This is a genomic window from Nocardia brasiliensis NBRC 14402, assembly GCF_000308475.2.
In the GTDB taxonomy this organism is placed as follows: Bacteria; Actinomycetota; Actinomycetes; order Mycobacteriales; family Mycobacteriaceae; genus Nocardia; species Nocardia brasiliensis.
The window spans coordinates 60,187-85,861 of sequence record NZ_BAFT02000027.1 but is presented as its reverse complement, the minus strand read 5'-3'; the positions used below and the strand labels follow the sequence as shown (position 1 = coordinate 85,861).

25 protein-coding genes, 1 tRNA gene and 1 riboswitch are annotated in these 25,675 nt (G+C 67.8%); of the genes, 13 read left to right on the top strand and 13 right to left on the bottom strand.

What is annotated here, in order from left to right:
* Window positions 1–423: 423 nt before the first annotated feature.
* From TY25_RS06880 to TY25_RS06870, 3 genes are all read left to right on the top strand, one after another.
* Window positions 424–630, top strand: a complete 207-nt coding sequence (locus TY25_RS06880) for a cold-shock protein (RefSeq protein ID WP_011206895.1) — start codon at window positions 424–426, stop codon at window positions 628–630.
* Window positions 631–1,006: 376 nt separating this feature from the next.
* Complete coding sequence (gene topA, locus TY25_RS06875; RefSeq protein ID WP_226887516.1) at window positions 1,007–3,850, top strand: type I DNA topoisomerase; 2,844 nt, start codon at window positions 1,007–1,009, stop codon at window positions 3,848–3,850.
* A 99-nt stretch (window positions 3,851–3,949) separates the two neighbouring features.
* Window positions 3,950–4,414 (top strand): mycothiol transferase, encoded by a 465-nt coding sequence (locus TY25_RS06870; protein ID WP_042255220.1) that lies wholly within the window; start codon window positions 3,950–3,952, stop codon window positions 4,412–4,414.
* Window positions 4,415–4,418: 4 nt separating this feature from the next.
* On the opposite strand, the gene TY25_RS06865 is transcribed toward TY25_RS06870, so the two are convergent.
* Window positions 4,419–4,964, bottom strand: a complete 546-nt coding sequence (locus TY25_RS06865) for a DJ-1/PfpI family protein (RefSeq protein WP_201773648.1) — start codon at window positions 4,962–4,964, stop codon at window positions 4,419–4,421.
* A 112-nt stretch (window positions 4,965–5,076) separates the two neighbouring features.
* Between TY25_RS06865 and TY25_RS06860 the strand changes: the two genes are divergently transcribed.
* Both TY25_RS06860 and TY25_RS06855 read left to right on the top strand, forming a co-directional pair.
* Window positions 5,077–6,282 carry a DNA polymerase III subunit delta' gene (locus TY25_RS06860; protein WP_042254969.1) on the top strand — a complete coding sequence of 402 codons (1,206 nt, stop codon included), beginning with the start codon at window positions 5,077–5,079 and terminating at the stop codon, window positions 6,280–6,282.
* Between the two features lie 57 nt (window positions 6,283–6,339).
* Window positions 6,340–6,415 (top strand) — tRNA-Thr (locus TY25_RS06855).
* A gap of 191 nt (window positions 6,416–6,606) precedes the next feature.
* On the opposite strand, the gene TY25_RS06850 is transcribed toward TY25_RS06855, so the two are convergent.
* On the bottom strand, window positions 6,607–7,548 hold the full coding sequence (locus TY25_RS06850) for an ATP-binding protein (protein ID WP_042255216.1): 942 nt from the start codon (window positions 7,546–7,548) through the stop codon (window positions 6,607–6,609).
* 299 nt (window positions 7,549–7,847) lie between these two features.
* Here TY25_RS06850 and TY25_RS06845 point away from each other — a divergent pair, with 299 nt between their 5' ends.
* Both TY25_RS06845 and TY25_RS06840 read left to right on the top strand, forming a co-directional pair.
* Window positions 7,848–8,267 (top strand): YciI family protein, encoded by a 420-nt coding sequence (locus TY25_RS06845; protein ID WP_042254968.1) that lies wholly within the window; start codon window positions 7,848–7,850, stop codon window positions 8,265–8,267.
* A 15-nt stretch (window positions 8,268–8,282) separates the two neighbouring features.
* Window positions 8,283–9,563, top strand: a complete 1,281-nt coding sequence (locus TY25_RS06840; RefSeq protein WP_042254967.1) for an RNA polymerase sigma factor — start codon at window positions 8,283–8,285, stop codon at window positions 9,561–9,563.
* A gap of 103 nt (window positions 9,564–9,666) precedes the next feature.
* Here the strand turns inward: TY25_RS06840 and TY25_RS06835 are convergent, their stop codons facing one another.
* The 5 genes from TY25_RS06835 to TY25_RS06815 form a co-directional block, all read right to left on the bottom strand.
* A complete protein-coding gene (locus TY25_RS06835) occupies window positions 9,667–11,070 on the bottom strand; it encodes a hypothetical protein (protein ID WP_042254966.1) in 1,404 nt (467 codons plus the stop codon).
* Between the two features lie 49 nt (window positions 11,071–11,119).
* Complete coding sequence (locus TY25_RS40375; protein WP_081868720.1) at window positions 11,120–11,572, bottom strand: nuclear transport factor 2 family protein; 453 nt, start codon at window positions 11,570–11,572, stop codon at window positions 11,120–11,122.
* Between the two features lie 89 nt (window positions 11,573–11,661).
* Window positions 11,662–11,949 carry a putative quinol monooxygenase gene (locus tag TY25_RS06825; protein ID WP_042254965.1) on the bottom strand — a complete coding sequence of 96 codons (288 nt, stop codon included), beginning with the start codon at window positions 11,947–11,949 and terminating at the stop codon, window positions 11,662–11,664.
* A gap of 136 nt (window positions 11,950–12,085) precedes the next feature.
* A complete protein-coding gene (locus TY25_RS06820; RefSeq protein WP_042254964.1) occupies window positions 12,086–13,138 on the bottom strand; it encodes an alpha/beta fold hydrolase in 1,053 nt (350 codons plus the stop codon).
* A 226-nt stretch (window positions 13,139–13,364) separates the two neighbouring features.
* Window positions 13,365–13,658, bottom strand: a complete 294-nt coding sequence (locus TY25_RS06815; RefSeq protein ID WP_146154103.1) for a hypothetical protein — start codon at window positions 13,656–13,658, stop codon at window positions 13,365–13,367.
* Between the two features lie 156 nt (window positions 13,659–13,814).
* On the opposite strand from TY25_RS06815, the gene TY25_RS06810 reads away from it, so the two are divergent.
* Together TY25_RS06810 and TY25_RS06805 are read left to right on the top strand one after the other, a co-directional pair.
* The gene (locus TY25_RS06810; RefSeq protein ID WP_052382850.1) at window positions 13,815–14,279 is read left to right on the top strand and encodes a DUF2752 domain-containing protein; all 465 of its coding nucleotides are present in this window, start codon (window positions 13,815–13,817) and stop codon (window positions 14,277–14,279) included.
* 56 nt (window positions 14,280–14,335) lie between these two features.
* Complete coding sequence (locus tag TY25_RS06805; RefSeq protein WP_042254962.1) at window positions 14,336–14,524, top strand: hypothetical protein; 189 nt, start codon at window positions 14,336–14,338, stop codon at window positions 14,522–14,524.
* On the opposite strand, the gene TY25_RS06800 is transcribed toward TY25_RS06805, so the two are convergent.
* The 3 genes from TY25_RS06800 to TY25_RS06790 all read right to left on the bottom strand — a co-directional run bounded on the left by TY25_RS06800 (window position 14,509) and on the right by TY25_RS06790 (window position 20,744).
* The gene (locus tag TY25_RS06800; protein WP_042254961.1) at window positions 14,509–15,849 is read right to left on the bottom strand and encodes a M1 family metallopeptidase; all 1,341 of its coding nucleotides are present in this window, start codon (window positions 15,847–15,849) and stop codon (window positions 14,509–14,511) included. The genes TY25_RS06805 and TY25_RS06800 overlap by 16 nt on opposite strands.
* Complete coding sequence (locus tag TY25_RS06795) at window positions 15,849–19,766, bottom strand: Pls/PosA family non-ribosomal peptide synthetase (protein WP_169744327.1); 3,918 nt, start codon at window positions 19,764–19,766, stop codon at window positions 15,849–15,851. The genes TY25_RS06800 and TY25_RS06795 overlap by 1 nt, the downstream gene beginning before the upstream one ends.
* A 339-nt stretch (window positions 19,767–20,105) precedes the next feature.
* The gene (locus TY25_RS06790; protein ID WP_042254959.1) at window positions 20,106–20,744 is read right to left on the bottom strand and encodes a LysE family translocator; all 639 of its coding nucleotides are present in this window, start codon (window positions 20,742–20,744) and stop codon (window positions 20,106–20,108) included.
* Between the two features lie 110 nt (window positions 20,745–20,854).
* A riboswitch (SAM riboswitch) is annotated at window positions 20,855–20,968 on the top strand.
* A 48-nt stretch (window positions 20,969–21,016) separates the two neighbouring features.
* On the opposite strand from TY25_RS06790, the gene TY25_RS06785 reads away from it, so the two are divergent.
* The 3 genes from TY25_RS06785 to TY25_RS06775 all read left to right on the top strand — a co-directional run bounded on the left by TY25_RS06785 (window position 21,017) and on the right by TY25_RS06775 (window position 23,041).
* Complete coding sequence (locus TY25_RS06785; RefSeq protein WP_042255212.1) at window positions 21,017–22,336, top strand: aminotransferase class V-fold PLP-dependent enzyme; 1,320 nt, start codon at window positions 21,017–21,019, stop codon at window positions 22,334–22,336.
* A gap of 68 nt (window positions 22,337–22,404) precedes the next feature.
* The gene (locus tag TY25_RS06780) at window positions 22,405–22,755 is read left to right on the top strand and encodes a type II toxin-antitoxin system RelE/ParE family toxin (RefSeq protein WP_042254957.1); all 351 of its coding nucleotides are present in this window, start codon (window positions 22,405–22,407) and stop codon (window positions 22,753–22,755) included.
* Window positions 22,748–23,041, top strand: a complete 294-nt coding sequence (locus TY25_RS06775; protein WP_042254955.1) for a helix-turn-helix domain-containing protein — start codon at window positions 22,748–22,750, stop codon at window positions 23,039–23,041. The genes TY25_RS06780 and TY25_RS06775 overlap by 8 nt, the downstream gene beginning before the upstream one ends.
* 9 nt (window positions 23,042–23,050) lie before the next feature.
* Here TY25_RS06775 and TY25_RS06770 read toward each other — a convergent pair whose 3' ends face one another.
* From TY25_RS06770 to TY25_RS06760, 3 genes are all read right to left on the bottom strand, one after another.
* A complete protein-coding gene (locus TY25_RS06770; RefSeq protein ID WP_042254954.1) occupies window positions 23,051–23,599 on the bottom strand; it encodes a flavin reductase family protein in 549 nt (182 codons plus the stop codon).
* A 126-nt stretch (window positions 23,600–23,725) separates the two neighbouring features.
* Window positions 23,726–24,202, bottom strand: coding sequence for a YbaK/EbsC family protein (locus TY25_RS06765; RefSeq protein ID WP_042254953.1), 477 nt, complete (start codon window positions 24,200–24,202; stop codon window positions 23,726–23,728).
* Window positions 24,203–24,235: 33 nt separating this feature from the next.
* A complete protein-coding gene (locus tag TY25_RS06760; RefSeq protein ID WP_042254951.1) occupies window positions 24,236–24,556 on the bottom strand; it encodes a 2-oxo-4-hydroxy-4-carboxy-5-ureidoimidazoline decarboxylase in 321 nt (106 codons plus the stop codon).
* A 214-nt stretch (window positions 24,557–24,770) separates the two neighbouring features.
* Here TY25_RS06760 and TY25_RS06755 point away from each other — a divergent pair, with 214 nt between their 5' ends.
* Window positions 24,771–25,592, top strand: a complete 822-nt coding sequence (locus tag TY25_RS06755; RefSeq protein WP_042254950.1) for a crotonase/enoyl-CoA hydratase family protein — start codon at window positions 24,771–24,773, stop codon at window positions 25,590–25,592.
* The last annotated feature ends 83 nt before the right edge of the window (window positions 25,593–25,675 follow it).

The window sequence follows — 25,675 nt, the reverse complement described above, 5'->3', positions numbered from 1 at the left end:
CGACACGCTGGGAAAGTGTGAAACGTGTGCGGTTAGGAACCCTCACCTGCCATTTCGATACCCAATAGCGACCTGGGTCACAGGCTGTTTGCCATACGCGGACTCGGTTATCGGGAGGCAAACGAACCTGAAGTCTGGATTCTGGCATTGTGTCCCTCACCTGCGCATTCGCAAGATCAACTTTTTTGCAAATTGTCGGTAACTCGACTGTTGAATTGCTCGAAGACATGGTTCACTGGTTCCTGGTCGCAAGCTTCTGTGTTCGAGGGACGGATCCAAAGTCCAAACCGTCAGCAGGATCGATGTTGCGAACGGTGTGCTTGGTGCTTTCCTGCAGGGGGAACCAACAGTACAGCGGTCGGAACGGACCCGGTGGACGAACCCAGTTGTCCGCCGTTCCGGTAAGAAAAGAGAAGGAACAGAATGGCACAGGGAACTGTGAAGTGGTTCAACGCGGAGAAGGGGTTCGGCTTCATCGCGCCCGAGGACGGCTCCGCTGACGTCTTCGTCCACTACTCCGAAATTCAGGGGTCGGGCTTCCGCACCCTCGAAGAGAACCAGAAGGTCGAGTTCGAGGTCGGCCAGGGCACCAAGGGCCCGCAGGCCACCGGAGTTCGCGCGCTCAGCTGAGCGACGCAATCCAACACTCGTCCCTCACCGCCGGTAACGGAGGTGGGGGACGAGCTATATCCGGGGTAGGGCACAACCCGCCGTGCTGGGGCGAAGTACCTTGTGAACACGCCGTGGCGTAGCCGCGGTGAAAAGACAGGGCATACTGATTCCCAGTGACGCGCGTACGCTCTGTGGTTCAAGTCGCAAGTACTGGGCCACACGTAGCGTCAAGGTATAACCGTGTCTGGTGGCGACGCCCAGCCGTCGTCGTCGCTTGCCCCAAACCCGTGTCGGCGCGGTAAGCGCCCCGCGCGGGTCGACAGGAAAGGTGTATTCGCCGGTGGCAACACGAGACCGCGGTGCAGCCGACCAGGGCCGTCCCCTGCGTCGTCTCGTGATCGTCGAGTCCCCTACCAAGGCCCGAAAGATCGCGCCTTATCTCGGCCGTAACTACACGGTCGAGGCCTCGGTGGGACACATTCGAGACCTACCGCGCGGTGCCGCGGACGTGCCCGCCAAGTACAAGGGCGAGTCCTGGGCGCGCCTGGGCGTGGACGTCGACCATGACTTCGAGGCCATCTATGTGGTGAGCCCGGATAAGAAGGCCAAGGTCGCCGAGCTCAAGAGCCTGCTCAAGGACGCCGACGAGCTCTATCTCGCCACCGACCCCGACCGCGAGGGCGAGGCCATCGCCTGGCATCTGCTGGAAACGCTGAAGCCCAAGGTCCCGGTCCGGCGCATGGTGTTCCACGAGATCACCGAGGCGGCCATTCAGGCGGCCGCGGCCGATACGCGTGACCTCGACAACGACCTGGTCGACGCGCAGGAGACCCGCCGCATCCTGGACCGGCTGTACGGCTACGAGGTCAGCCCGGTGCTGTGGAAGAAGGTCATGCCGAAGCTGTCGGCGGGCCGCGTGCAGTCCGTCGCAACCAGGGTGATCGTGCAGCGCGAACGCGAGCGGATGGCGTTCCGGTCCGCCGAATACTGGGATATCGCCGCGAAACTCGACGCGGGTCCCGGCGAGGACGGCGACACCAGCAACCCGCGGACCTTCGGCGCGCGGTTGGTGAGCGTCGCCGGTGCGCGCGTCGCGACCGGCCGTGACTTCAATTCCGACGGTCAGCTCAAGTCCGCCTCCGGTGTCGTCGTGCTCGACGAGGCGCATGCGCGCCGCCTGGCTCAGGCGCTGGACGGCGTCGACATGGTGGTTTCCTCCGCCGAGGCGAAGCCGTACACGCGTAAGCCGTATCCGCCGTTCATGACCTCGACGTTGCAGCAGGAGGCGGGGCGCAAGCTGCGCTTCAACTCCGAGCGCACGATGCGGGTCGCGCAGCGTCTCTACGAAAACGGCTACATCACCTATATGCGTACCGACTCGACCACGCTGTCGGAGTCGGCGATCGCCGCGGCTCGCTCGCAGGCAACGCAGCTGTACGGCTCCGAATACGTGCATCCGACGCCGCGCCAGTACACCCGCAAGGTGAAGAACGCGCAGGAGGCACACGAGGCGATCCGCCCGGCCGGCGACACGTTCGCCACCCCGGGTCAGTTGCACGCGCGGCTGGACAACGACGAGTTCCGCCTCTACGAGATGATCTGGCAGCGCACGGTCGCCTCGCAGATGGCCGACGCCAGGGGCACCACGCTGACGCTGCGGATCACCGGCGTCGCGGGTACCGGCGAGGAATGCGTGTTCTCCGCCTCCGGCCGCACCATCACCTTCGCGGGCTTCCTGAAGGCCTACGTGGAGAGCGTGGACGAGGAGGCAGGCGGTCAATCCGACGATGCCGAATCGCGGCTGCCCGCGCTCAGCGAAGGCCAGGGCGTCACGGCGGTCGAGCTGAATCCCGATGGGCACAGCACGAATCCGCCCGCCAGATACACCGAGGCGTCGCTGATCAAGACGCTCGAAGAACTGGGCATCGGCCGTCCGTCGACGTACTCGTCGATCATCAAGACGATCCTCGATCGCGGCTATGTGTACAAGCGTGGTAGCGCGCTGGTGCCGTCGTGGGTGGCCTTCGCCGTAATCGGTTTGCTGGAAGAACATTTCGGCCGATTGGTCGACTTCGACTTCACCGCGGGCATGGAGGACGACCTCGACGCCATCGCGGGCGGTCGCGAACAGCGCGGAAGTTGGCTGTCCAACTTCTATTTCGGTGGCGACACCGGCGTGGAAGGTTCGGTCGCGCGGTCCGGCGGTCTGAAGAAGATGGTCGGCGAGCGGCTCGACGATATCGATGCGCGAGAAGTCAACTCCATCAAGCTGTTTGCCGACGAGGCGGGCCGCGACGTGGTTGTCCGGGTGGGCCGGTACGGGCCGTACCTGGAGCGGATGGTCCCGAATCCCGATGACCCCGAAGGCGATTCGGTGTCACAGCGGGCCAATCTGCCCGACGATCTGCCGCCGGACGAGCTCACCCCCGAGGTCGCCGAGAAGCTGTTCTCCACCCCGCAGGAAGGTCGCTCGCTGGGTATCGATCCGGCGACCGGGCACGAAATCGTCGCCAAGGAAGGACGTTTCGGCCCGTACGTCACCGAGGTGCTACCCGAGCCCGCCGCGGACGAAACCGCCACGCCCGCAAAGAAAACCGCAAAGAAGGCGGCCGCACCCAAGCCGCGGACCGGCTCGTTGTTCAAGTCGATGGACCTGGCCACCGTAACGCTCGACGACGCACTCAAGCTGTTGTCGCTGCCGCGGGTGGTCGGCGCCGACCCGGCCACCGGTGACGAGATCACCGCGCAGAACGGACGTTACGGCCCATATCTGAAGAAGGGCACCGACTCTCGCTCGCTCACCAGCGAGGACCAGATCTTCGACGTGACGCTCGAAGAGGCGCTAAAGATCTACTCCGAGCCGAAGCGCCGGGGTCGGCAGGCCTCCGCGGCGGCGCCGTTGCGTGAACTCGGCAACGACTCGGCCTCCGGCAAGCCGATGGTGATCAAGGACGGCCGCTTCGGCCCATATGTCACCGATGGCGAGACCAACGCCACCCTGCGCAAGGGCGACGAGATCGAGTCGATCACCCCCGAGCGGGCGATGGAGTTGCTCGCCGACCGGCGCGCGCGGGGACCGGTGAAGAAGGCGGCCAAGAAGTCGGCCGCGAAGAAGGCGCCGGCGAAGAAGACCGCGGCCAAGAAGACGGCCGTCAAGTCGACGACCACCAAGACGGTCGCCAAGAAGTCGGCCGCGAAGAAGGCGGCGACCAAGAAGACGGGCGTCGGGAATTCCTGAGTTCGCGGGTCGGATGCTGGAGCCGTAGTACGGTCTCGAGTGCACGACCCGCGAAAGGATGTACCTGTGGCCGACCAAGAGCGCGAAGACCTGATCAGCATGCTCGCCGACCAGCGAGACCTGTTCCGGATCACTCTGCGCGGCATCGACGACGACCAAGCCCGCAAGCGCACCACGGTCAGCGAGCTGACCCTCGGCGGCCTGCTGCACCATCTGATCAGCTGCGAGCGGCACTGGGTCACGGTGCTCGTCGAACGGGACGAGAACGCCGCGATCGATCCGGCACGGTTCGAGGGCGAATACGTGATGGCCGAAGGCGAGACCGTCGCGGGGCTGCTCGCCGAGTGGGACGAGGTCGCGGCCGCGACGGCGGAGCTGATCCGCACGGTGGACAGTCTGGACACCTCGGTGCCCACGCCGACCGCGCCGTGGTCGCCGCAACGGGTCTGGTGGACCGTCCGCTTCACGCTGCTGCACATCCTGCGCGAGATCGCGCACCACAGCGGGCACGCCGACATCATCCGCGAGGAACTCGACGGCGCGAACAGCACCTACTCGCGCTGAACCGTTATTTGCCCAGCACCCTGAGGAATTCGCGCATCCACGCCGGATGATCCGGCCAGGCGCGGCCGGTGACGATGTTCTCGTCGACGTAGGCCTCGCTGTCGACGAATTTCGCGCCCGCGGCTTCGATGTCCGGGGCCAGCGCCGGATACGCGCTGCACGAGCGTCCGGTCAAAACGCCTGCGGCAGCGAGGATCAGCGGTCCATGGCAGAGCGCGGCGATGGGCTTGCCCGCCTCCGCGAAATGCCGGGCCAGGCGCCGGCACTCGGGGTTGTTGCGCAGGTATTCCGGCGCTCGGCCGCCCGGCACCACCAGCGCGTCGTAGGCGGCGGGGTCGACGTCGGCGAACGCGACATCGGCCGGCCAACTGTGCCCGGGTTTTTCGGTGTAGGTGTCGAAGCCGTCCACGAAGTCGTGCACCACGAACTGGAGCTTCTTCACGGCCGGGGCCGCGATGTCCACCTCGTGCCCTTCTTCGAGTAGACGCTGATACGGGTACATGACTTCGAGGTCTTCCGCCGCATCGCCGGTGATCAAGAGAATTCGCACGGTGATTGCACCTCCTTCTCGAGGATCCGCCCGGGTGGCACGCGGGTCAATAGGGACGGGTGTGTCCCGTGCCCGGCGATCGGTGTCGGTGCGGGCCGCTAGGGTGTACGGCGTGGCAGGTGTCTTCGATCGGTTGGTCGGCCAGGATGCGGTCGAGTCCGAGCTGACGGCTGCCGCGATCGCGGCCCGTGCCGACGTCGTCGAAGGCGCGATGACGCATTCGTGGCTGTTCACCGGCCCGCCCGGGTCCGGGAGATCCGTTGCGGCACTGTGCTTTGCGGCCGCGTTGCAGTGCACCGATCCCGGGTCGCCCGGCTGCGGCCGCTGTCATGCCTGCACGACGACCATGGCGGGCACGCACGGCGACGTACGCCGCGTCATCCCCGAGGGGTTGAGCATCAGCACCAAGGAGATGCGCGAGATCGTGCAGGTCGCGTCGCGCCGGCCGAGCACCGGCCGCTGGCAGGTCGTCGTCATCGAAGACGCCGACCGCCTGACCGAGGCCGCGGGCAACGTCCTGCTGAAGGTGGTCGAAGAGCCGCCGGATCGCACCGTGTTCCTGCTGTGCGCGCCGACCGTCGACCCCGAGGACATCTCGATCACCCTGCGTTCGCGCTGCCGGCACGTGCACCTCGTGACCCCGTCGGTGCCCGCCATCGCGCACGTCCTGCGCGAACGCGACAACCTCGACGAGAAAACCGCCAACTGGGCGGCCTCGATCAGCGGCGGCCACGTCGGCCGGGCCCGCCGCCTCGCCACCGACGGGGAGGCACGCGCCCGCCGGCAGCGCGCACTGGCGCTGGTCGCCGCCGCCTCGAAGCCCGGTGCCGCCTACGCCGCCGCCGACGAACTGGTCAAGGCGGCCGACGACGAAGCCAAGCAGATGAGCGCCACCCGCGACGACCGGGAACGCGAAGAACTCGCGACCGCCCTCGGCGCGGGCGGCACCGGCAAGGGTGCGGCCGGCGCCACCCGGGGTTCCGCGGGCGTGCTGAAAGATCTGGAACGCCGCCAGAAGTCCCGCGCCACCCGCACCGGCCGCGACGCCCTCGACCGTGCCCTCATCGACGTGGCCGGCGTCTACCGCGACGCGCTGGCGGTCCGCTTCGGTGCCGCCCGCAACGGCTCCGGCGTGGCCCTCACCCACCCCGACATGTCCGACCAGATCCACGACCTGGCCCGCCGCATCCGCCCCGAGGGGCTCCTGCAATCCATCGACGCCGTCCTGGCCTGCCGCGAAGCCCTCGACCTCAACGTCAAACCCCGCTTCGCCCTGGCCGCCCTCGCCGCCGCCCTCATGGCCGCCCAAACCCCCTGACCACCCGTTTTCGCGATCCACCCCCGAAGACGATAGACTCGCCACGCCGAAAGGCACGCCGCCTTAGCTCAGTCGGTAGAGCGCTTCACTCGTAATGAAAAGGTCGGGGGTTCGATTCCCCCAGGCGGCTCCACAAACTTCACCCCACGACAGGTCTGGTTGCGTGGGGTTCTCGCACCACTTCTGGTTCGTTCGCTTCCTAGGCTGATCGCCCGCGCGTGTTCTGTTGTCGTGCGTCCGCTCTGTTTCCCGTAGCAGATGTGTGCTGCCGCGCCAGTTCTACGTCCCGCGCCCGTCCCGGGGAAACGGGACGGGCGCAGGGGGTTAGGAGGGGGTGGGGTGGAGGGTGAAGGTGGGGTCTATTTGGGTGAGGAGATCGGGGCCGGCCCAGGCGTTGGCGTTGCGGATGTGGAAGTCGACGGCTTGCTGCTGGTAGGTGGTCCAGTCGCGGGTGCGGGCGTCGAGGGCGGACTGGAGGGTGGCGAGGGTGGCGCGGTTCTCGGGTTCGAGGTCGGTGATGGGGCGGATGTCGCCGCGTTCGGCGGCGCGCACGTGTGCGGAGCGGCCGGTCCAGCAGAGCAGGTTGTCGCCGACGTGTTCGCGGAGGAAGGCGAGGTCGTCGGCGTCGCAGATCTTGTTGCCGACGACGGCGATGTGGATGCCGAAGTCCTTGGCGTAGTTGAGGTATTGGCGGTAGACGCCGACGCTGCGCAGGGTCGGTTCGCACACCAGCGCGGTCAGGTCGAAGCGGGTGAACAGGCCGGAGGCGAAGGAGTCGGCGCCCGCGGTCATGTCGACGACGACGTACTCGCCCGCCCCGTCGACCATGTGGTTGAGCAGCAGCTCGGCCGCGCCGACCTTGGAGTGGTAGCAGGCGACGCCGAGGTCTTCGTCGCTGAACGGTCCGGTCACCATCAGTCGCGCCCCGCCGACATCGCGCATGCACGCGGCGTAGATCGGGTTCTCCTCGACGACGCGCAGCAGCCGTGAACCGGATCCCGGCGGCGTGGTCTTGATCATCGCGTCGGCGTTGGCGATCCGGGGGTTGTCGCCGCGCAGATAGTCCTTGATCAGGGGCAGGTGTGCGCCGAGGGTCGGCAGGGTCAGTGACTCTTCTTCCCCGGCACCCAGCGCGGCCGCCAGATGCTGGTTGATATCCGCATCGATCGCCACGGTGGGCAACCCGCGCTCGACCAGATGCCGGATGAACAGCGAAGACAGGGTCGTCTTCCCGCTGCCACCCTTGCCGACGAAGGCGATCTTCACCGCCACACTCCTCTCGTATCGGTAACGACATTCATATTCGTACTAGCGGCGACAATGTACTCGACGGGCGGTCGCGTGCGCATCCGCCTCAATCTCTGAGGCGCTGAAACCACTTCTTCCGCAACGGGTTCGAGTACGACACGCGGGATGCGAACCGCCGCGTCCGGCGGCGGGGGAGCCGGCGCCCGAAGACGTCCGGAAAAACTTTTGCGGACGTGTCGATCGAGACCGGTCCCCGTTCGACCTAGGGATGAGAGGGTCCAGAAGGGGCCCGGGATGATGACCGAGGAGACGGAATCATGAAGTACATGCTGGTGATGCGGGCGACGGACGAGGCCTACGCGAAGATGGGCGAGGTCGACTTCGACAAGATGCTGGAGATCATGGGCCGGTTCAACGACGAGATGCTGCGGGCCGGGGTGCTGCTGGCAGCCGAGGGGCTCGAGGATCCGGCCGAGGGCGTGGTGGTCGACTATTCGTCGGAGCCGCCGATCATCACCGACGGCCCGTACGGCGAGACCAAGGAGTTGTTCGGCGGGTTCTACATTCTCAATGTCGCGTCCAAGGAGGAGGCGATCGAGTGGGCCAAGCGGATGCCGATGGCCGGACCGGGCTTCAAGACCGAGATCCGGCGCGTCTCCTCGATCGATGAGTTCCCGCAGGACAACGAGTGGATTCAGAAGGAGCGGGCGTGGCGCGAAGCCACCGGCCAGCTCTGAGCCGGACGGCGGGCGATGGCCGAACGTAGTGGACGGGCGGCCGTCGCCGCGGTCTGGCGGATCGAATCCGCGCGCATCGTCGGTGCTTTGGCGCGTTACACCGGGGACTTCGCGCTCGCCGAGGACCTGGCGCAGGAGGCGCTGGCCGAAGCACTGGTGACCTGGCCGCGCGACGGGGTGCCGGGCAATCCCGCGGGCTGGTTGCTGACCGTCGGCAAGCGGCGTGCCATCGACGGCTTCCGCAGGCGGGCCGCGCTCGATGAGCGGTATGCGGCCCTCGCCCGCAACCTGGGCGAGGGCGGTGCCGTATCGGGTGGCGAGGTGGTCGAGACCGCCGACGACGTGCTGTGGGATCCGGACCAGATCGACGACGACGTCCTCGCGCTGATGTTCATCTCCTGCCATCCGACGCTGTCCCGGGATGCGCGAATCGCGTTGACGCTGCGCGTGATCGGCGGTTTGACCAGTGACGAGATCGCGAACGCGTGCCTGGTGCCGACGGCGACGGTGCAGGCGCGGATCACCCGCGCGAAGAAGACCTTGGCCGCGGCCAAGGTGCGATTCGAGGTGCCGTCGGGGCCGGAGCGGGCCGCGCGCCTCGGGTCGGTGCTGAACGTGGTGTATCTGATTTTCACCGAGGGCTCGTCGGCGAGTTCCGGAAGCGAGCTGATCCGGTTCGATCTCGCGGGCGAAGCGCAGCGCTTGGCGCGGATCCTGGCCCGGTTGATGCCGAACGAGACTGAGGCACAAGGACTTCTGGCGCTGCTCGAACTCACCGCCGCCCGGTTCCCGGCGCGCACCGCACCCGACGGCAAGCCGATCCTGTTGGAGCAGCAGGATCGTCGGCGCTGGGATCGGGCCGCGATCGAGCGGGGCCGTGCGGCCCTGGAACGCGCGGCACGAGCCGGGCGCGGGCTCGGCGCATACGGCCTGCAGGCCGCGATTGCCGAATGTCATGCTGTCGCACCATCGGTGGCGGAGACGGCGTGGGAGCGCATCGTGCTGCTGTACGAGGCCTTGGGGCGGCTGGCCCCCTCGCCGGTGGTCGAGCTCAACCGGGCGGTGGCGGTGTCCATGGCGCGGGGCCCGGCCGCTGCCCTCCGCATCGTTGACGAATTGCGCTCGGCAGCAGCACTTTCGGATTCGCACCTGCTGCCCGGTGTGCGCGGCGAACTACTGATCCGCCTAGGGCGTACGGCAGAGGCGCGCGCCGAATTGGCCCGCGCGCTCGACATGTGCGGCAATGACCGCGAACGCGAGGTGCTCGCGGACAAGCTCGCCGCGCTGGACGACTGAAGATGGTCGGTTGATCACCAGGTAATGGTGGCGGCAACGGCCGAGAGGCTGCCGCCACCATTACCTGGTGATCGACTGTCCAGGTGGTGTCAGCCCGCCAACGCTATGACGCCGCGTTGAGCACCGCCAGGTAGGAGCCGGGATTGGGGACGCGGTGGCGACCGCCGAGGGTGATACGGGTGCGGATGCGGCCCGAGGGTGTGGTGTGCGGTGCCTCGACGGTCAGCGACGTGGTTGCCGGAAGGGCGAGGAACTGCGTGGCGAATGGTGCGAAATCCGTTATCTCCCAGAGCGTTCGGGACGACCAGGCACCGTGGTCGTGGTCCTGTGCGCACTGGACCCGCCAGCCCGAGAGCCGGGCGTCGTCGGTTTCGTCGCGGGCCAGCACGAGCGCGGGCAGTCGATCGTGCACGCAGGACGCGACGGCTGCCGACTGGTGTTCGGCGGGGAAGTCCAGGTCCTCCTCGGTCAAACCGAGGCTCGCCGCGACTTCTCGCTGGTACCAGGTCTCCCGCAGGGTCAGTTCGACATGTTCCGCCCACCCGTCGGTACTCACTCGTTCGTGCAGGCCGAGCAGGCCGTCCGCTCGTTCGATGATCCGCAGGGTGCGCCACCCGACCCGGATCCGCTCGCCGGGTGTGAAGCGTGTGCCCGTACTGATGGATCGCTGGAAGTCGTCCAGAATCCACTCCACCAGCACATCATCGACATCCGGTAGCGCGGGCTCGCTGAGTCGTGCGACGATTTCCGGGTGCCGATATTCGGCGCCGATCGTGGTGCGGTACAGGCCCGGAGCGGATTGCCCGATCGCGAACCGCGCCCAGAGATCGAAGTTCAGCGGTTCGGGCGCGGGCCCGAAATGCAGGCCGCCGTCCGGTGTCACCGGTGTGTCCTGATACATCACCTCGGCCACCAGGCCGCCCGTCTTCTCGACCCGGTCGCGTTCGATGAACACCCCGGTTTCCGGTGGCAGCGCGAGGAATTGGGTGACGAACGGGAACGCCACCGAGAGCTGGTGCAGGTCGACCTGGATCCAGTCCCCGTGTTCGTGGTCCATGCCGCAGCGCATCGACCAGCTGCCGTATTGCGGTGAATCCGGCCCCATCCGGTTCAGGACGAGCAGCTCGGCAGCGTAGGCGCACGACTGCACGGTGGCGGACTGCTGCTCGCCGACGGACGAGAAATCAACGGGTAGACCGAGTTTCGTGCCCGCACCGGTCTGCCACCACAGGTCACCCATGGTCTGGTCGACGTGCTCTTCCCAGAAATCCGCGACGACGCGCTCTTCGAAGCCGAGCGTCCCGTCCTGGCGATCGATGACGCGGAGCACCCGCCACCCGAGCGGGAAATGCATTCCCGGGGAAATGCTGACGCCCTGCGACACGGTCCGCTCGAGCATGTCCAGGATCCTGCCGACGGCCGTCGGCGTGGGTGGTTTCTCGGCGAATACCACGGTGAACTCGGGATGCCCGGCGGCGGCACACCCGGTGGTACGGAAGATCTGCACCTTCGCCGTTCTAGCACTCGGCAGGTGGTGCCCCCAGTTCTGGGGCGACTCACTCGGCGGCCGGTAGTTCGTCGATGCCGAATGCGACCAGCTGGCGGATCGGGTCGTGGTAGGTGACCCATTCGGCGATCTTGCCGTCCCGGAAGCGGAAGACGGTGAGGTAGTCGTTGCGGTAGGGGCGGCCGGTGCTGCGGACCACGAGATCGCCCTTGACCGTCACCAGCCAGACGTTCGGATCGAGCATCGGCTCGATGGAGGTCACGATCTGCCGGTAGGAGTCGTACATCTCCAAGGCCTGCTGCGAGATGCCGCGTAGCACCTCCTTTCCGTTGACCTCGCGGACAGCCACCACGGGATCGAACGGAATGCGCATCCGCAGATCGTCGGTACACAGGTCGAGCACGCCGGTCATGTCTTTGGCGGAGGTGCGGTCGTAGAAGGTTTCGATGACTGCGCGCATCCGGTCCCGATCTTCGTCAACTCGAACGTCAGTGGAAGTCATGTCCTCAGCGTAAGACAATAAGGGCGAACGATCGTACGTATTGTAGTCCAGATCACGGCCGACTCCAGGATCGGCCGGATCGGTGCACCTCAGCCGAACGGCGGACGGGCCGAATCGACGGTGTATTCCATGACGTCCGCGTCGAAGGGGATGCCGGTCTGCGGCGGATCGGAGATCGCGCGCCAGGCCTCGAGGTTCTCCCGGTTGTCCCAGCGCTCCAAGATGTTCACGCGGGACGGATCGACCGAATCGGCGGTGATGGCGATGTCCAGGCAGCCGCGGGCGGCGCGACACCGGTGGATCATGTCGTGGAATGCGGCGACATAGGCGTCGCGCTGGTCGGCATCGACTCTGGCGTGACCGGCGATGATCAACACTCGTTGAACCTCTTCTCCCAGGGGTGCTTACGCGTTCAGCAGTAAGGACGCCGTGAAATCGAGGGACTCATCGCTGCGCCGGGAATCGGTGCTCCTGAGCCGGGCGCCGTTGACCGGCCCAGGAGAACAGGCGGGGTCAGCCCGCGGCGGCGGCCGGCAGGTGGGCCTGCCGGGCGACGGTGGCGAGGACCTCGTTGAACTTGTCGGCGGCTTCGATATTGCCGAGATGTCCGGTGGGCCAGCTGTGGTACGCGGCGAGGTGGCCGGTCCGGGCCAGGTCGTCGGCGATGCGCCGGGACATCCGTTCCGGCAGCAGGTGATCGTAGGTGCCCGCGATGACGGTGGTGGGCACGGCGAGCTGCGCGGCGGCGTCGCTGACATCGATATCGGCGAGGGCTGCGGCGTGCCTGCCGCGGGTGAGCGGCCGACAGGAACGCACGATGCCCAGCGAGAAGTTCACCTCGTCGGCCGTGGCGTGCTTGCACATCACGCGCGCCTTCAGGATGGCACTGGCCAGCAGACCGCCGGGCAGCGGAACCGGGGAGGTCAGGACCGCCTCGGAGAGGATCGTCGGCATCCGCACCGGAGCGCCGAGCAAGGTGATCGGCTTGTTCTGCACGACGAGCTGCTTGTTCAGCAGGGGGAGCAGGTCGGTGTCGTAGCGGATGTTGCCCGAGGTGGTGTTCAGCAGGATGGCCGCGGCGGCGCGGCGCGGCACCTGTTCGGGGTAGTGCGCGGCCCAGGCCTGAATCGTGATGCCGCCCATGCTGTGTCCGGCGAGCACGGCGCGCTGCCCAGGCCGCAGGACGGCGTCGAGGACCGCGGCCAGATCGTCGGCGAGGGTTTCCCGGCTCGGCATCCGCTTGCCGAGCTGGCTCTCGCCGTGTCCGCGCTGGTCGTAGCAGACCACCCGGTAGCGGTCCGCGAACGCGTTGATCTGCGGATTCCAGTACTCGATGCTGCAGCTCCAGCCGTGGATCAGCACGATGACGTCGCCGTCGGCGGGGCCGTAGGCGTGCACCCGCAGCCGCGCGCCGTCGACGGTGGTCACCGGGATGACCTCGGGCGGGGCGGTGGGGGTGTTCAGGGACGCGGTGCGAAAGGTGCGGGATCGCAATCCGGCACGGTAGGCGGCGGTCAGCGCGCCGTTTCGGGCGTCCGCCAGCGTCTTCATCGACTTCACCAGCATCGAGCACTCCTTTGTGTCTGCCGCCACAGTACAGTGCAAGCTCAGTGCTTGCTAGTGCAAGCGCACCGCGGCGGAAATTCTGGCTCAACGGAGTAATACCCGTAAACCAGTGCAGTGACACTGTCTCTCTTCACAAATAGAGCCGCGTAAAAGAGGGTGGTCAGTGGGTTCATCGCCGCACCGGTACCGCGCCGTTAGCCTCTGAAAGTGGCAATCCCGTAACGACTTACGCGAGCCGCGGGTCGACCGGTGGGTACATCGCGGCGATGCCCTCCGGCAGGACGAGACACACCTGATCGTCGGGCTGGAAGGCGCTCGGCGGACCCCCGTCGTCGGCGGGGACGAAAACCACGAGCGAGGACCCGTCGCCGGGATCGATCTCGACCGCGACCGTCGGGGGACAGTTGTCGTCGAGATCGTGGTGCCGGGCTGCGGACCATTGCCCCACATGCCCGAATTCGAGCCTGCGAGCGGCGCTCATCGCGCGGTGGTCGAGCCGGGCAGAACCAGCGGCATCCACAGGCCGAATTCTACTCTACCTGCGGAAACGGCGGTCCTATTCGATCTTGAAGCGGCCGGATCGTGATCATCGGAACGACCCGGCCCGAGAACCGTTCTGCCCCTGGCGCGTTGCCGTGGTGGCGGCGGCCGACGCACCCCGGTTACGGTTGGTGCTGTGGAAAGCACGCACGTCGCACCGGAACCGGCGGCGCATGAGGGAGCCACGCACCCGTCCCGGTCCGGTTGGCGCGGCGTCGGAGTTCCGCTGCTGGTCGCAGGCGTCGGTGTCGGGCTCGGCGTGCTGCTGCACGTGCGGGATCCGCACGTCGAGGGTTCCTATGGCGTCTGCCCCGTCTACGCGCTGACCGGGTACTGGTGCCCCGGCTGCGGCGGCATGCGGGCGATCAACAACCTCACCGACGGCAACCTGCTCGACTCGTTGCACAGCAATCTGCTCGCGATTCCCCTGGTGCTGGCCTTCGTGCTGTGGGTGGGCGACTGGACCCGGCAGGCCTGGCGCGGGCAGAAGATGCGGCTGCCGTCGATCAATCGCGTGACGATGTGGACCTTCTTCGCGCTGCTCACGGCCTACACGGTGTTGCGAAATACGCCGTGGGGCACCTGGTTCACCCCGGTCTAGCCCGGTACGGCGCGCCGTGCGCGGTTCGATCCGTCGGCACCGGGCAAGCTGGCACTATGAGTGACTCGCTGAAAGACCGTGTCCGCGCGAAGCTACAGCGCCAACTGGCCGAGGACGGCGCGCCCGACACCGAACACGACGACCCACGTCAGGTCTCGGTCGAATCCGATCTCGAAGCGTTGAACCGCGTTTCCGACGACGATCCGCTCATCGAGGAGCTCGCGTCGCGCTATCTGGTGTTCTGAGCGGGCGGCAGCTGCGGCAGCGGCTTGGCGTTCAGCCAGCTGTCCCACAGCGGACGCAGTGGCACCCGGCTGTAATGCCCGGCCAGGTCGGTGAATTCCTCGGTGGTGACCGAACCGTGCCGATAGCGAATGGTCCACTCGCGCAACAGATCGAAGAAGGCGGTGTCGCCCAGCTCCAAACGCAGGGCGTGCAGGGCGAGGGCGCCGCGCTTGTACACCCGGTCGTCGAACATCCGCTGCGGCCCGGGGTCGCCGACGATGATGTCCTGCGGTTGCCTGGCCAGGTTGTGCCGGACGCCGCGGGCGAGCTGATCGGCGGTGGGGCCGCCCGCCGCTTCGGACCAGATCCACTCGGCATAGCAGGCGAAGCCCTCGTGTAGCCAGATATCGCGCCACTGCCGGATGGTCAGGCTGTTGCCGAACCACTGGTGCGCCAGTTCGTGCGCGACCAGTCGTTCCGCGCCGCGCCTGCCGTCGCAGTGGTTGGCGCCGAAGATCGAGATGCCCTGCGCCTCGATCGGAATCTCCAGTTCGTCGTCGGTGACGACCACGGTGTAACCCTCGAACGGGTACGGTCCGAACCGCTCGGTGAACAACTCCATCATCTGTGGCTGCCGGGCGAAGTCGTGTTCGAAGTTGGTGCGCAGCCGCGGCGGCACCACTGCCTGCATCGGCACCGCGCCCAGCGCCGCACCGATGCGGTGCTTCTGATACGCCCCGATCTGAATGGTGGCCAGATAGCTGGACATCGGTTCCACCTGCTCGTACACCCAGGTGGTCTGGCTGGCCTTGGTCTGCTTGCGCAGCAGCGTGCCGTTGGCCAGCGCGTAGTACGGGGTGTCGGTGGTGATCGAAATCCGGTAGCTGGCTTTGGAACTCGGGTGGTCGTCGCACGGGAACCAGGACGCGGCGCCGTTGGGCTGGCTGGCGACCAGCGCCCCCTCGGTGAGTTCCTCCCAGCCGACCTCGCCCCACGGCCCGCGCACCGGTCGTGGCGTGCCGCCGTACTGCACGACCAGCGACAGCGCGCCGCCCGAGGGGATCCGCTGCTGCGGCGTGATCGTCAGTTTGCCGCGCTGGTGCACGTATTTCGCGGCCTTGGCACCGTTGACGAACACCTTCGTCACGGTGAGCGCCTGGGCGAGGTCGAGCGCGAACCGCGGCTGCACGGCGGTGGTCACCGCCGTGATCGCCGCCCGGCCGGTCAGCCGATTGCTCGCGACCTTGTAGGTCAGCTCCAGCTCGTACCGCGATACCCGATAACCTCGATTTCCGTTCTGTGGCAAGTAATCATCGATGGGCTCCGCGTAGAACTTGCCCGGCATCAGGAGGCAGCTCCGGGGTCGCCGCGGAACCAAGGCGCGATCGGATTACCCCACCAGCGGGTGGACGGCGGCACGGTATCGCCGCGCATGACCAGCGAGGCGGGGCCGATCGTCGCGCCCTCGCCGATGGTGGACGCGGGCAGCGCGACGCAGTGCGGGCCGAGGGTGGCGCCGGCCCCGAGGGTGACGGTGTCCATGGACATGATGCGGTCGTGGAAAAGATGGGTCTGCACGACGCAGCCGCGTTCCACGGTCGCGCCGTCACCGAGTGTCACCAGGTCCGCCTCCGGTAGCCAATAGGACTCGCACCATACCCCGCGGCCGATCTCGGCCCCGAGGCCGCGCAGCCACAGATTCAGCACCGGGGTACCCGTCGCGGCGCGCGCGAACCACGGTGCCGCAACGGTTTCCACGAAGGTGTCGGAGACCTCGTTGCGCCAGACGAACGAGCTCCACAGCGGATGCTCCTCGGTCCCGATCCGGCCGATCAGCGCCCACTTCGCGGCCACCGAACTCGCGCCGGCCACCGCACCCGCGGCCAGCAGCACCACGCCGCAGAGCAGCGCGGTGGGCAGGTGGCCGAGGGTGTGCGCCAGCCAGGCGAGGGTGAACAGCACGCCGAGCCCGATCGCGAAGGTCACCAGCACCGGGATGAGCCGGCAGGTCTCGATGATGCCGCGGGCCACCCGCAGCCGCGGTGGCGGATCGAAAGTACGTGCGGTATCACTGCTTTCCGGTGCACGACGCAACCGGACGGGTGGGCTGCCCAGCCAGGACGAGCCCGCCTTGGACTTGGACGGCGCGGCCGAAAGCACCGCGACCAGGCCGTTTTTCGGTACCCGCCGACCGGGTGCGGTCATCCCGGAATTGCCGAGGAAGGCGCGCTTGCCTACCTTGGCCTCGCCGATCCGCAGCCAGCCGCCGCCGAGTTCGTAACTGGCGATCATGGTGTCGTCGGCCAGGAACGCGCCGTCGGCGACGACGGTGAACTTGGGCAGCAGCAGCACCGTAGAAGCTTCCACGTTCTTGCCGATCTTCGCGCCGAGCAGGCGCAGCCAGATCGGCGTGAGCAGGCTCGCGTACAGCGGGAACAGGAAGGTCCGGGCCGCGTCGAGCAGGCGTTCGGTGGACCACACCTGCCAGCCGGTCCGGCTGCGCACGGGGTGATAGCCCTCGCGCAGGCGGAAACTGAGCAGCCGCACCAGGATGATGGTGATCGCGGCGTACACGGCCAGGCTGAGCAGCGTCGCCACCGGCAGGATCGCGAAGGCGCGGCCCAAACCACCGGCGAGCGTGCGGGTGTCGCGGATGAACCAGGCGATGAACAGGCCGCCCGCGCCGAGCCCGAGGATCGGCACCGCGGCCAAGGCCATCGAGGTGATGCCGAAGATCGCCACCCAGTGCGCCGCCCGGTCGGGTGTGTGCGCTGGCCAGCGGTGCTGGGCTTTACCGAGTTTCACGGCGGGAGAGCCCGCCCACTCCTGCTCCGCCTTGACCTTGCCGGACACCGCGGAGCCCGGCGCGACCTCGGCGTTCTTGCCGATCCTGGTGCCGGGCAACAGGATCGATCGGGAACCGACCACCGCACCGGGGCCGACGACGACCGGCCCGATGTGCACTACGTCGCCGTCGATCCAATAGCCGGACAGGTCGACCTCGGGTTCCACGCTGCACCCGTCGCCCAGTTCGAGCATGCCGGTGACCGGTGGAATGGTGTGCAGGTCGACACCCTTGCCGATCTTCGCGCCGAGCGCCCTGGCGAATGGCACCATCCACGGTGCGCCGGAAAGGTTTTCGGCCCCGCTGGCTTCTGCCAGCCGGACCGCGGCCCACAGCCGCAGATGTACCGGCCCGCCGCGTGGGTACTGTCCCGGCCGCACCCCGCGCAGCAGCACCCGCGCACCCGCCACGCAGATCGCCATCCGGCCGATCGGGGAGATGAAGAGCAGGAACGCGACCAGTGTCCACCACCAGGACAGCTGTGGCAGCCAGGGCAGCGAGCCGGACCAGGCGGCGATATTGCCGACGATCGCCAGCCAGGTGAGCCACTGCAGTCCGGTGAGTGTGGTGAGCGGGACGGTCGCGAGCACCTGGATCGTCTGGGCTCGCAACGGCGTCGGGCGCACCACGCGCTCCTCGACCGCGACGGCGGGGGTGCTCTGCTCCAGCAGTTCGACCAGTGCGCCGAGGCGCGGGTGGTCGTAGAGATCGGCGACGGTGATCTGTGGATAACGTTCGCGCAGCGCGGTCACCAGCTGCGCGGCGGCCAGCGAACCGCCGCCGAGGTCGAAGAAGTCCGCGTCGAGATCGACCACTTCGCCGCCGAGGATCGAATCCCACAGTCCGGCCACCCACTGCGCGGTGCCGGTGAGTTCGTTGTGCTCGTCGTCGTCGGCGCTGTTGGGCAGTGGCCAGGGCAGCGCGTTGCGGTCGACCTTGCCGGAGGTGCGGGTCGGCAGTTCGGCGACCACCGCGAGTCGCGGTACCAGCGGGGCCGGCAGCTGTTCGGTGAGTTGGGCTCTGGCGGCTTTGAGGTCGAAGTCGGGGCCGGGCCCGGTGAGGTAGCCGACCAGGATCTTGTTGCCCGCCTTGGTGCTTCGGATCGCGGCGGCGGCGCCGGTGACGCCGGGCAGGTGCTGCAGCGCGTTGTCGATCTCGCCGAGTTCGATGCGGCGGCCGCCGAGTTTTATCTGGTCGTCGGCGCGGCCGAGGAACACCAGGCCCGCGCTGTCGTTACGGACCAGGTCACCGCTGCGGTAGGCGCGGTCCCAGCCGACCGAGGGCAGCGGGGCGTACTTCTCGGCGTCCTTGGCCGGATCGAGATAGCGCGCCAGGCCGACCCCGCCGATCACCAGCTCACCGGATTCGCCCTCGCCCACCGGGTTTCCGTTCGCGTCGATCACCACGAGGTCCCAGCCGTCCAGCGGCAGGCCGATCCGGATCGGCCATTCGCCGTCGAGCAGGGCGGCACACGCGACCACGGTCGCCTCGGTGGGGCCGTAGGTGTTCCACACCTCGCGCTCCGAATGACCTTTGCCCGCAAGGCGTTCCGCGAGTTCGGGCGGTACCGCCTCGCCGCCGAAGATCAGCAGCCGGACCGCGTCCAGTGCCTCGGCGGGCCAGGTCGCGGCCAGGGTCGGCACGGTGGACACCACGCTGATCTCCCGGCGCACCAGCCACGGGCCGAGGTCGGCGCCGGTGCGCACCAGGTCGCGCGGGGCGGGCACCAGGCAGGCGCCGTTACGCCAGGCCAGCCACATCTCCTCGCAGGAGGCGTCGAATGCGACGGACAGGCCGGCCAGCACGCGATCGCCCGGGCCGATCGGCGCGTCCGGCAGGAACAGATTCGCCTCGGCATCGACGAAGGCGGCGGCGTTACGGTGTGTGACCGCAACACCTTTCGGCGTCCCGGTGGAGCCGGAGGTGAAGATGATCCACGCGTCGTCGGCGGGCGTGGGCAGCGTGCTCTCGTGCGGGGCGAGCGAATTGCCCTCGGCGGCACGGATTCCGGCGGCCGTGGTCTCGATGCCCGCGGCCGTGACGATCGCGGTGACCTGCGCCTCGCCGAAGACCAGCTGGGCCCGCTCGTCCGGGTCGTCGGCGTCGACCGGCACGTAGGCCGCGCCCGCGTACAGCACCGCGAGGATGGTGAGATACACCTGCCGGGAACCCGACGGCATCCGCACCCCGACCCGGTCGCCCGGCCGCACGCCCGCGGTGGCGAGACGCGCCATGGTCTGCTCGATCTCGACGACGAGTTCGAGGTAGCTGAGCACCACGTCGCCGTCGTCGATCGCGGGCGCGTCCGGATGCGCGAGGGCCGTCGCGGTCAGAATGTCGACGAGAGTCCGGGCCTGCGGTGTGTGCGTGCCGCGGAGCAGGGGGTCCACCGTCGCATCAACCTGTGGCTGGAGCATGACGCCCTGCCCACCTCCCATTCGACCTGCCTCGCACTTCCCTGGTCTTGTTGTGTCATAGCCGGGTTACCAGTGGGCAAACACCACGGTGACCAGTTGTCCACGGTACTCGGGGTTGTCGACGTTTGTTGTTCACCGGCGTGGTGGCCGGGTCCCACGGGCCGGGCGGAGTCGTTGCAGGTCGAGGCGGTTTCCGGCGGACACGCCGAAGCAACCGCTGGTGGGCGGGTTGCCCGGCGGGTTCGCTGGCCGGTCGCTACGGCCGGGCGGTCACAGCGATGTGATTCCGCTCATCGGCTGGGTGATCTTGCAGCTCAGAGCGTTTCGGGACGCTCTGGATCAGGCCGCGGAGGCCGCCGTGCCGACTCCGAGAGTCGCCAAGATGGCCGCGCTGGCCTGTTCGAGCCGCTCCCGGATCTTCGGCCGGCGCAGCAGCGCGACCGCGCGCGAGGCGGCCAGGGCCAGCAGCACCATCTCTACCGCGGCGATCGAGGATTCGACGGCACCGAGCACCAGGGTGTTGGCGAAGGTGACCTCGGTGAGGAACTGGGGGAGCACGGCGAGATAGAACAGGCCCACTTTCGGATTGAACATGCACGAGACGAGGCCCGCGGTGAACGCCGAGCGAACCGACGCGCGGGCGCCCGCCGCGGCCTGCGCCGCGTCGTCGGTGTGCAGGCCGGCCCGGCGCGCCCGCCGCTGTTCCAGCAATGCGCGAATCCCCAAGTACACCAAATAGATTCCGCCGACCACCTTGAGTACGCGATACGCCGTCGCGGACTGTTCCAGCAGTGCCGCGACGCCCGCCGCGACCACCACCGCCCACACGATGCCGCCCACCGCCGAGCCGATCGCGGCGGCGATCCCCGGTCGCGCGTCCACAATCGAGAAGCGCAGCACCAGGAACGAATCCGGGCCCGGGGTGATCGAGAGCAGGATGCACACGCCGATGAAGCTCAGCAGCAGGGAAAGCGACATTTCCTGAATCTGGTCCTCGGCCGGCGTCCGCGCAAGGTGTTTTCGGCGGTGCGGGCGCGTGTCCGGTCGCGGGTTGACAGGGCAGGGCGGTGTCTGTCAATCTCGGGACAGGTCATGAGTACCAGCGTTCAGCCCCGGCTTGCTGGTCGGCAACCCTCCTCCGCGGTGGGGTGCTCCGGGTGACGACCGGGCCGTCGCCCGACCGGGTGCGGCAAGCGCGGACTCGATGAATCTTCCAGATCATGGGTCCCAGAGCCGACGGGATTTTCGTGATGACTGCTGTTGTGGACCAGACCTGTGCCGCCCTCGCCCGGGTTTCCGGTGACGACCTGCGGGTGCCGCTCGTCCAGGGCGGAACCACCACCTACGCCAACTTCGACTATGCGGCGAGCGCGCCCGCGCTGGCCCAGGTCACCGACCGCGTGCAGCAGCTGCTGCCGTTCTACGCGAGCGTGCACCGCGGCGCGGGCTATGCCTCGCGCATCTCCACCGAGTGCTACGAGGCCGCGCGCGGTTCGGTGACCCGCTACCTCGACGCCGCCGACGACCAGGTCGTGGTGTTCACCCGCAACACCACCGACTCGCTGAACCTGCTCGCGTCCTGCGTACCCGGAGACACCGTGGTGCTCGACATCGAGCATCACGCCAACCTCCTGCCCTGGACCCGGCACGGACGCCGGGTGGTGCAGGCCGCGGCGACCGTCGAGGAGACCATCGGCCGGTTGGTCGCGGAGCTGTGCAGCAAGCCCGCCGCGCTGCTCGCGGTGACCGGCGCGTCCAACGTGACCGGTGAGGTGCTGCCGCTCGAGCGCCTCGCCACCGTGGCGCACCAGTGTGGTGCCCGCATCCTCGTCGACGCCGCCCAGCTGGCCCCGCATCGCCGAATCAGCCTGCGCGACACCGGCATCGACTACATCGCCTTTTCCGGGCACAAGTTGTACGCGCCGTTCGGGGCGGGCGTGCTCGTCGGCCGCCGGGACTGGCTCGACCGGGCCGAGCCGTACCTGGCCGGTGGTGGCGCGGTCCGCGAGGTGAGCACCACCGGTGTCGAGTGGGCCGCCGCGCCGCAGCGGCACGAGGGCGGTTCGCCCAACGTGCTCGGCGCCGCCGCGCTCGCCGCCGCCTGTGACGCGCTCTGTGAGATCGACGCCGAAACCCTTGCCGCGCATGAACACCGCCTCGCCGATCGCCTGCGCGCGGGCCTCGCCGCGATTCCCGGCGTGCGCCTGCTGCGGATCTGGCACGACAGCCCCGACACCGTCGGCATCGTCGCCTTCACCCTGGACGGATTCGTCCCCGGCCACGTCGCCGCCTACCTGTCCGCCGAACACGGCATCGGCGTGCGCGACGGCCGCTTCTGCGCGCACCCCTTGCTCGCCCGCCTCGACCTCGACGGCGCGCTCCGCGCCAGCATCGGCCTCGGCACCACCCCCGCCCACGTCGACCGCCTGATCGACGCCGTCGCCACCCTCGTCCGAACCGGCCCCACCTGGAACTACGCCACCACCAACGGCCTCTGGAACCCCACCCCCGAAACCCGCCCTTTCACCTCCCAGGCCCCCACCGGCGCCGCCCCCTGCCTCGTCGACTGACCGGTCTGCCAAAACTCGCGAAACCCGACAGTTCATAGCGAATTGTTATATAGCATCAACGCTATGGGATGGGTATCGTTGAGCTCGAACCTGAGGTGCGTGATTGGCTGGAAGAACTCCCGCCGGACATGTTCGCCCACACCGCGTTCTATGTCGAGCTCTTGGCCGACCATGGGCCGCTGCTAGGCGAACCCCATACCCGCCAGCTGGACGGTAAGCTGCGCGAATTGTGGTTCTACCTCGATGGTTCCGCGGTCGGGCTGACCTACTGGATCGCTCCGGGGCGCCGGATCGTGATGCTCACTGTTTTCGTAAAGTCACGAATGCGTGAGCGTGCACAGGTCGGGCGCGCCCGGCGGGCGCTCGACCGCTGCATCGCTGAGCGGCATACCGCCGAGGAGGATGAGAGCTATGGCTGAGCGCAGCGACTGGTCGGAGATCAAGAATCGGCGGATGCAGGAGCCGGGGGCTGTTGAGGCCTTCGAAGCGGCGCGCCTGGCATACGAACTCGGACGGTCCGTCCGGCAAATGCGTGAAGGCAAAGGCTGGAGCCAGACAACTCTGGCTGAAGCCGCCGGTATGACGCAATCCGCGGTGGCTCGGTTCGAGGCCGGTGGCACTATCCCGAGCCTGATCGTGCTCGAGCGACTCGCTCACGCGCTCGATGCCGACCTGGTTGTGCAGGTTCGGCCCCGAGTCGCCTGACAGCCCCGCTCAGTCGGACAGTTGGGTGGGGCGGTGGTAGCGGCCGTTGTAGTAGAGGAGGGGGGCGGCGGCGGGGGAGTCGTTGGTGTTGTCGTGGACTCGGGTGACCAGGCCTACCACGAGGGTGTGGTCGCCGAGGGGGATCAGTTGGTGGATGGTGGCGCGCAGCCAGATGGGGGTGCCGTGCAGGACGGGTTCGCCGGTGTCCAGGGTGGTCCAGAGGGAGCGATCGGTGAACCGCTCGTCGGCGGTGCGGGCGAAGCGTTGCGCGATATGGCGCTGATGTTCGCCGAGGAAATGGATGACCACCGAGCCGGCGTCCAACAGGGCGGTGAGGCTGGACGAGGTGTGCGCGATATTGAACGAGACGAGCGGCGGCGCCAGCGACAACGAAGCGAACGACGTCGCGGTGAAACCGATCGGCCCGTTCGGCGAATTCAAGGTGACCACGGTGACGCCCGCCGGATAGTGCCGCATGGACGCGCGGAACTGCTCGGCGGTGATCCCGCTCAAATCGTCGGGGATCTGGAAATCCACGGGTCGTTCAGCCTCGGTCACCTTAGCCAACCTACGCCGGGTTCGTCCGCTTCGCGTTCCCCCGCCCGGGGGTTTCCGCCCGAACCTTCGACCTCGCACACCGCATGGCACGCCGAGAGGACTGGTGAAAGCCGGTGCGCGCGCTGCCTATACGACGTCGATGGGCAGGCCCGCGGTGATGCGCACCAACTCGTGAAAAGAGGTGCGGAACACAGTGTTCGGATGCCCGCCCGCGGCCCACACCTCGCGATGCCGGGATAGTTCCGAATCCACCCAGGTGGGCAGGTTGGTGGGATGGCCGACGGGGGCGACCCCGCCGATCGGCTGGCCGGTCACCTGCCGGACCAGCTCGGCGGGCGCCGGGGTGAGCGTGCCCTCCAGTCGTTTTCCGGTCGCGGCCAGGTCCACCTCGTGCGCGCCGGAAACCAGCAGCAGCACGGGATCCTCGTCCAGCAGGAACACCGCCGCGGTCGTGATGGCCCCCACCTCGACGCCGAGTGCGCGCGCCGCGTCCGCGACAGTGGGCGTCGGGGCCGGCTGGGTCACAATGACACCGTGATGGCCTCGGGCGATGAGGGTGTCCGCGACTCGGCAGGCGATCGGTGGCAATGTCGACCTGCGCATGAAAACCAGAGTAGAGCGATCGCGGGGAATGCGTCAGTATTCCGGATAGCCCTCGCTCGGCCCGAGCAGTTGTGCGATCCGCGCGTGCGTGCAACGTGCCAGCTCGGACACGCTGTGGTCCGAGACTTGTTCGTGTGCAACCGCTTCGAACGCTCGATCCAGATCGTCCGGCGAGAGCGCGAGCAGGCCGATGTCCGCGGTGGCCAGCAGCGCGTCCCGATCCGGGAAGGGTCTGGCGTCGGCGAGTTCGGTCGCCCAGGTGACATTGCCGCAACAGCCGAAAAGCGCGTGTATCGCGCGGGCGCGGGGAAATTCGTTGAACCGGTCGAGACCGATTCCCTGATGCATCAGCATGGTGGCCTCCGAGCCGAAAGTGAGGTTCGATGACGTGGTTCCATGATCCGCGCACTACCGGCTCGGAACTACTGCACTGCAACAATTTTGCGCAGCTTTAACAGGATTCAGGTGCCACCGGGGCACCGTGCGGCGGGCGTCGTGGCCGAAGCGTCAGGGTGTGTGCCCCGGGAGAGGTGTGTTCGTCTTCCATCCTCTGGAATACGCTGTACAAATGACTGACTGGCAGGCATTTACCGTCGAGATCAAAGATCATGTCGCGCAGGTGACGCTGACGGGTCCCGGCAAGGGCAACGCGATGGGCCCGGATTTCTGGCGGGAGCTGCCGGAGATCTTCCAGGGGCTGGACGCGGATCCGGAGGTGCGCGCGATCGTGCTGACGGGTGCGGGCCCGCATTTCTCCTACGGCCTCGATCTGCCCGCGATGAGCGGCATGTTCGGCCCGCTGCTGGGCGATCGCGCGCTGGCCGCGCCGCGCACCGAATTCCTGGTCGAGCTGCGCAAGATGCAGGGTGCGGTGACGGCGGTGGCGGACTGCCGCAAGCCGGTGATCGCCGCGATCTCCGGCTGGTGCATCGGCGGCGGTCTGGACCTGATCGCCGCGGTCGACATCCGCTACGCGAGCGCCGAGGCGAAGTTCAGCCTGCGCGAGGCGAAGGTCGCGATCGTCGCCGATATCGGCTCACTGCACCGGCTGCCCGGCATCATCTCCGAGGGGCATCTGCGCGAGCTGGCGTACACGGGCAAGGACATCGACGCCGCCCGCGCGGAGAAGATCGGCCTGGTCAACGACGTGTTCGCCGATCAGGCCGCGGCGCTGGACGCGGCACACGCCACCGCACGCGAGATCGCCGCGAACCCGCCGCTGGTGGTGCAGGGTGTGAAGGATGTGCTGGATCAGCGCACCAAGAACGAGGTCGCCACCGGACTGCGCTACGTGTCCGCGTGGAACTCCGCGTTCCTGCCCTCGGAGGATCTCACCGAGGCGATCAAGGCGGTGTTCGAGAAGCGGGCTCCTGAGTTCAAGGGCGAGTAAAGCGCCGTCTATCGCTTGCCCCAGTTCCGGTTCCGTCTGCATACTTGCATCGCGCAACTAGTTGATTGATGCAAGCAAAGGTG

Excerpts from the sequence above, each read along its gene's own strand:
- TY25_RS06880 (WP_011206895.1), top strand. The coding sequence starts at position 424 with ATGGCACAGGGAACTGTGAAGTGGTTCAACGCGGAGAAGGGGTTCGGC.
- TY25_RS06870 (WP_042255220.1), top strand. The coding sequence starts at position 3,950 with ATGCTCGCCGACCAGCGAGACCTGTTCCGGATCACTCTGCGCGGCATC.
- TY25_RS06845 (WP_042254968.1), top strand. The coding sequence starts at position 7,848 with ATGAAGTACATGCTGGTGATGCGGGCGACGGACGAGGCCTACGCGAAG.
- TY25_RS06840 (WP_042254967.1), top strand. The coding sequence starts at position 8,283 with ATGGCCGAACGTAGTGGACGGGCGGCCGTCGCCGCGGTCTGGCGGATC.
- TY25_RS40375 (WP_081868720.1), bottom strand. The coding sequence starts at position 11,572 with ATGACTTCCACTGACGTTCGAGTTGACGAAGATCGGGACCGGATGCGC.
- TY25_RS06820 (WP_042254964.1), bottom strand. The coding sequence starts at position 13,138 with ATGCTGGTGAAGTCGATGAAGACGCTGGCGGACGCCCGAAACGGCGCG.
- TY25_RS06805 (WP_042254962.1), top strand. The coding sequence starts at position 14,336 with ATGAGTGACTCGCTGAAAGACCGTGTCCGCGCGAAGCTACAGCGCCAA.
- TY25_RS06800 (WP_042254961.1), bottom strand. The coding sequence starts at position 15,849 with ATGCCGGGCAAGTTCTACGCGGAGCCCATCGATGATTACTTGCCACAG.
- TY25_RS06795 (WP_169744327.1), bottom strand. The coding sequence starts at position 19,766 with ATGCTCCAGCCACAGGTTGATGCGACGGTGGACCCCCTGCTCCGCGGC.
- TY25_RS06790 (WP_042254959.1), bottom strand. The coding sequence starts at position 20,744 with ATGTCGCTTTCCCTGCTGCTGAGCTTCATCGGCGTGTGCATCCTGCTC.
- TY25_RS06785 (WP_042255212.1), top strand. The coding sequence starts at position 21,017 with ATGACTGCTGTTGTGGACCAGACCTGTGCCGCCCTCGCCCGGGTTTCC.
- TY25_RS06780 (WP_042254957.1), top strand. The coding sequence starts at position 22,405 with ATGGGTATCGTTGAGCTCGAACCTGAGGTGCGTGATTGGCTGGAAGAA.
- TY25_RS06775 (WP_042254955.1), top strand. The coding sequence starts at position 22,748 with ATGGCTGAGCGCAGCGACTGGTCGGAGATCAAGAATCGGCGGATGCAG.
- TY25_RS06765 (WP_042254953.1), bottom strand. The coding sequence starts at position 24,202 with ATGCGCAGGTCGACATTGCCACCGATCGCCTGCCGAGTCGCGGACACC.
- TY25_RS06760 (WP_042254951.1), bottom strand. The coding sequence starts at position 24,556 with ATGCTGATGCATCAGGGAATCGGTCTCGACCGGTTCAACGAATTTCCC.
- TY25_RS06755 (WP_042254950.1), top strand. The coding sequence starts at position 24,771 with ATGACTGACTGGCAGGCATTTACCGTCGAGATCAAAGATCATGTCGCG.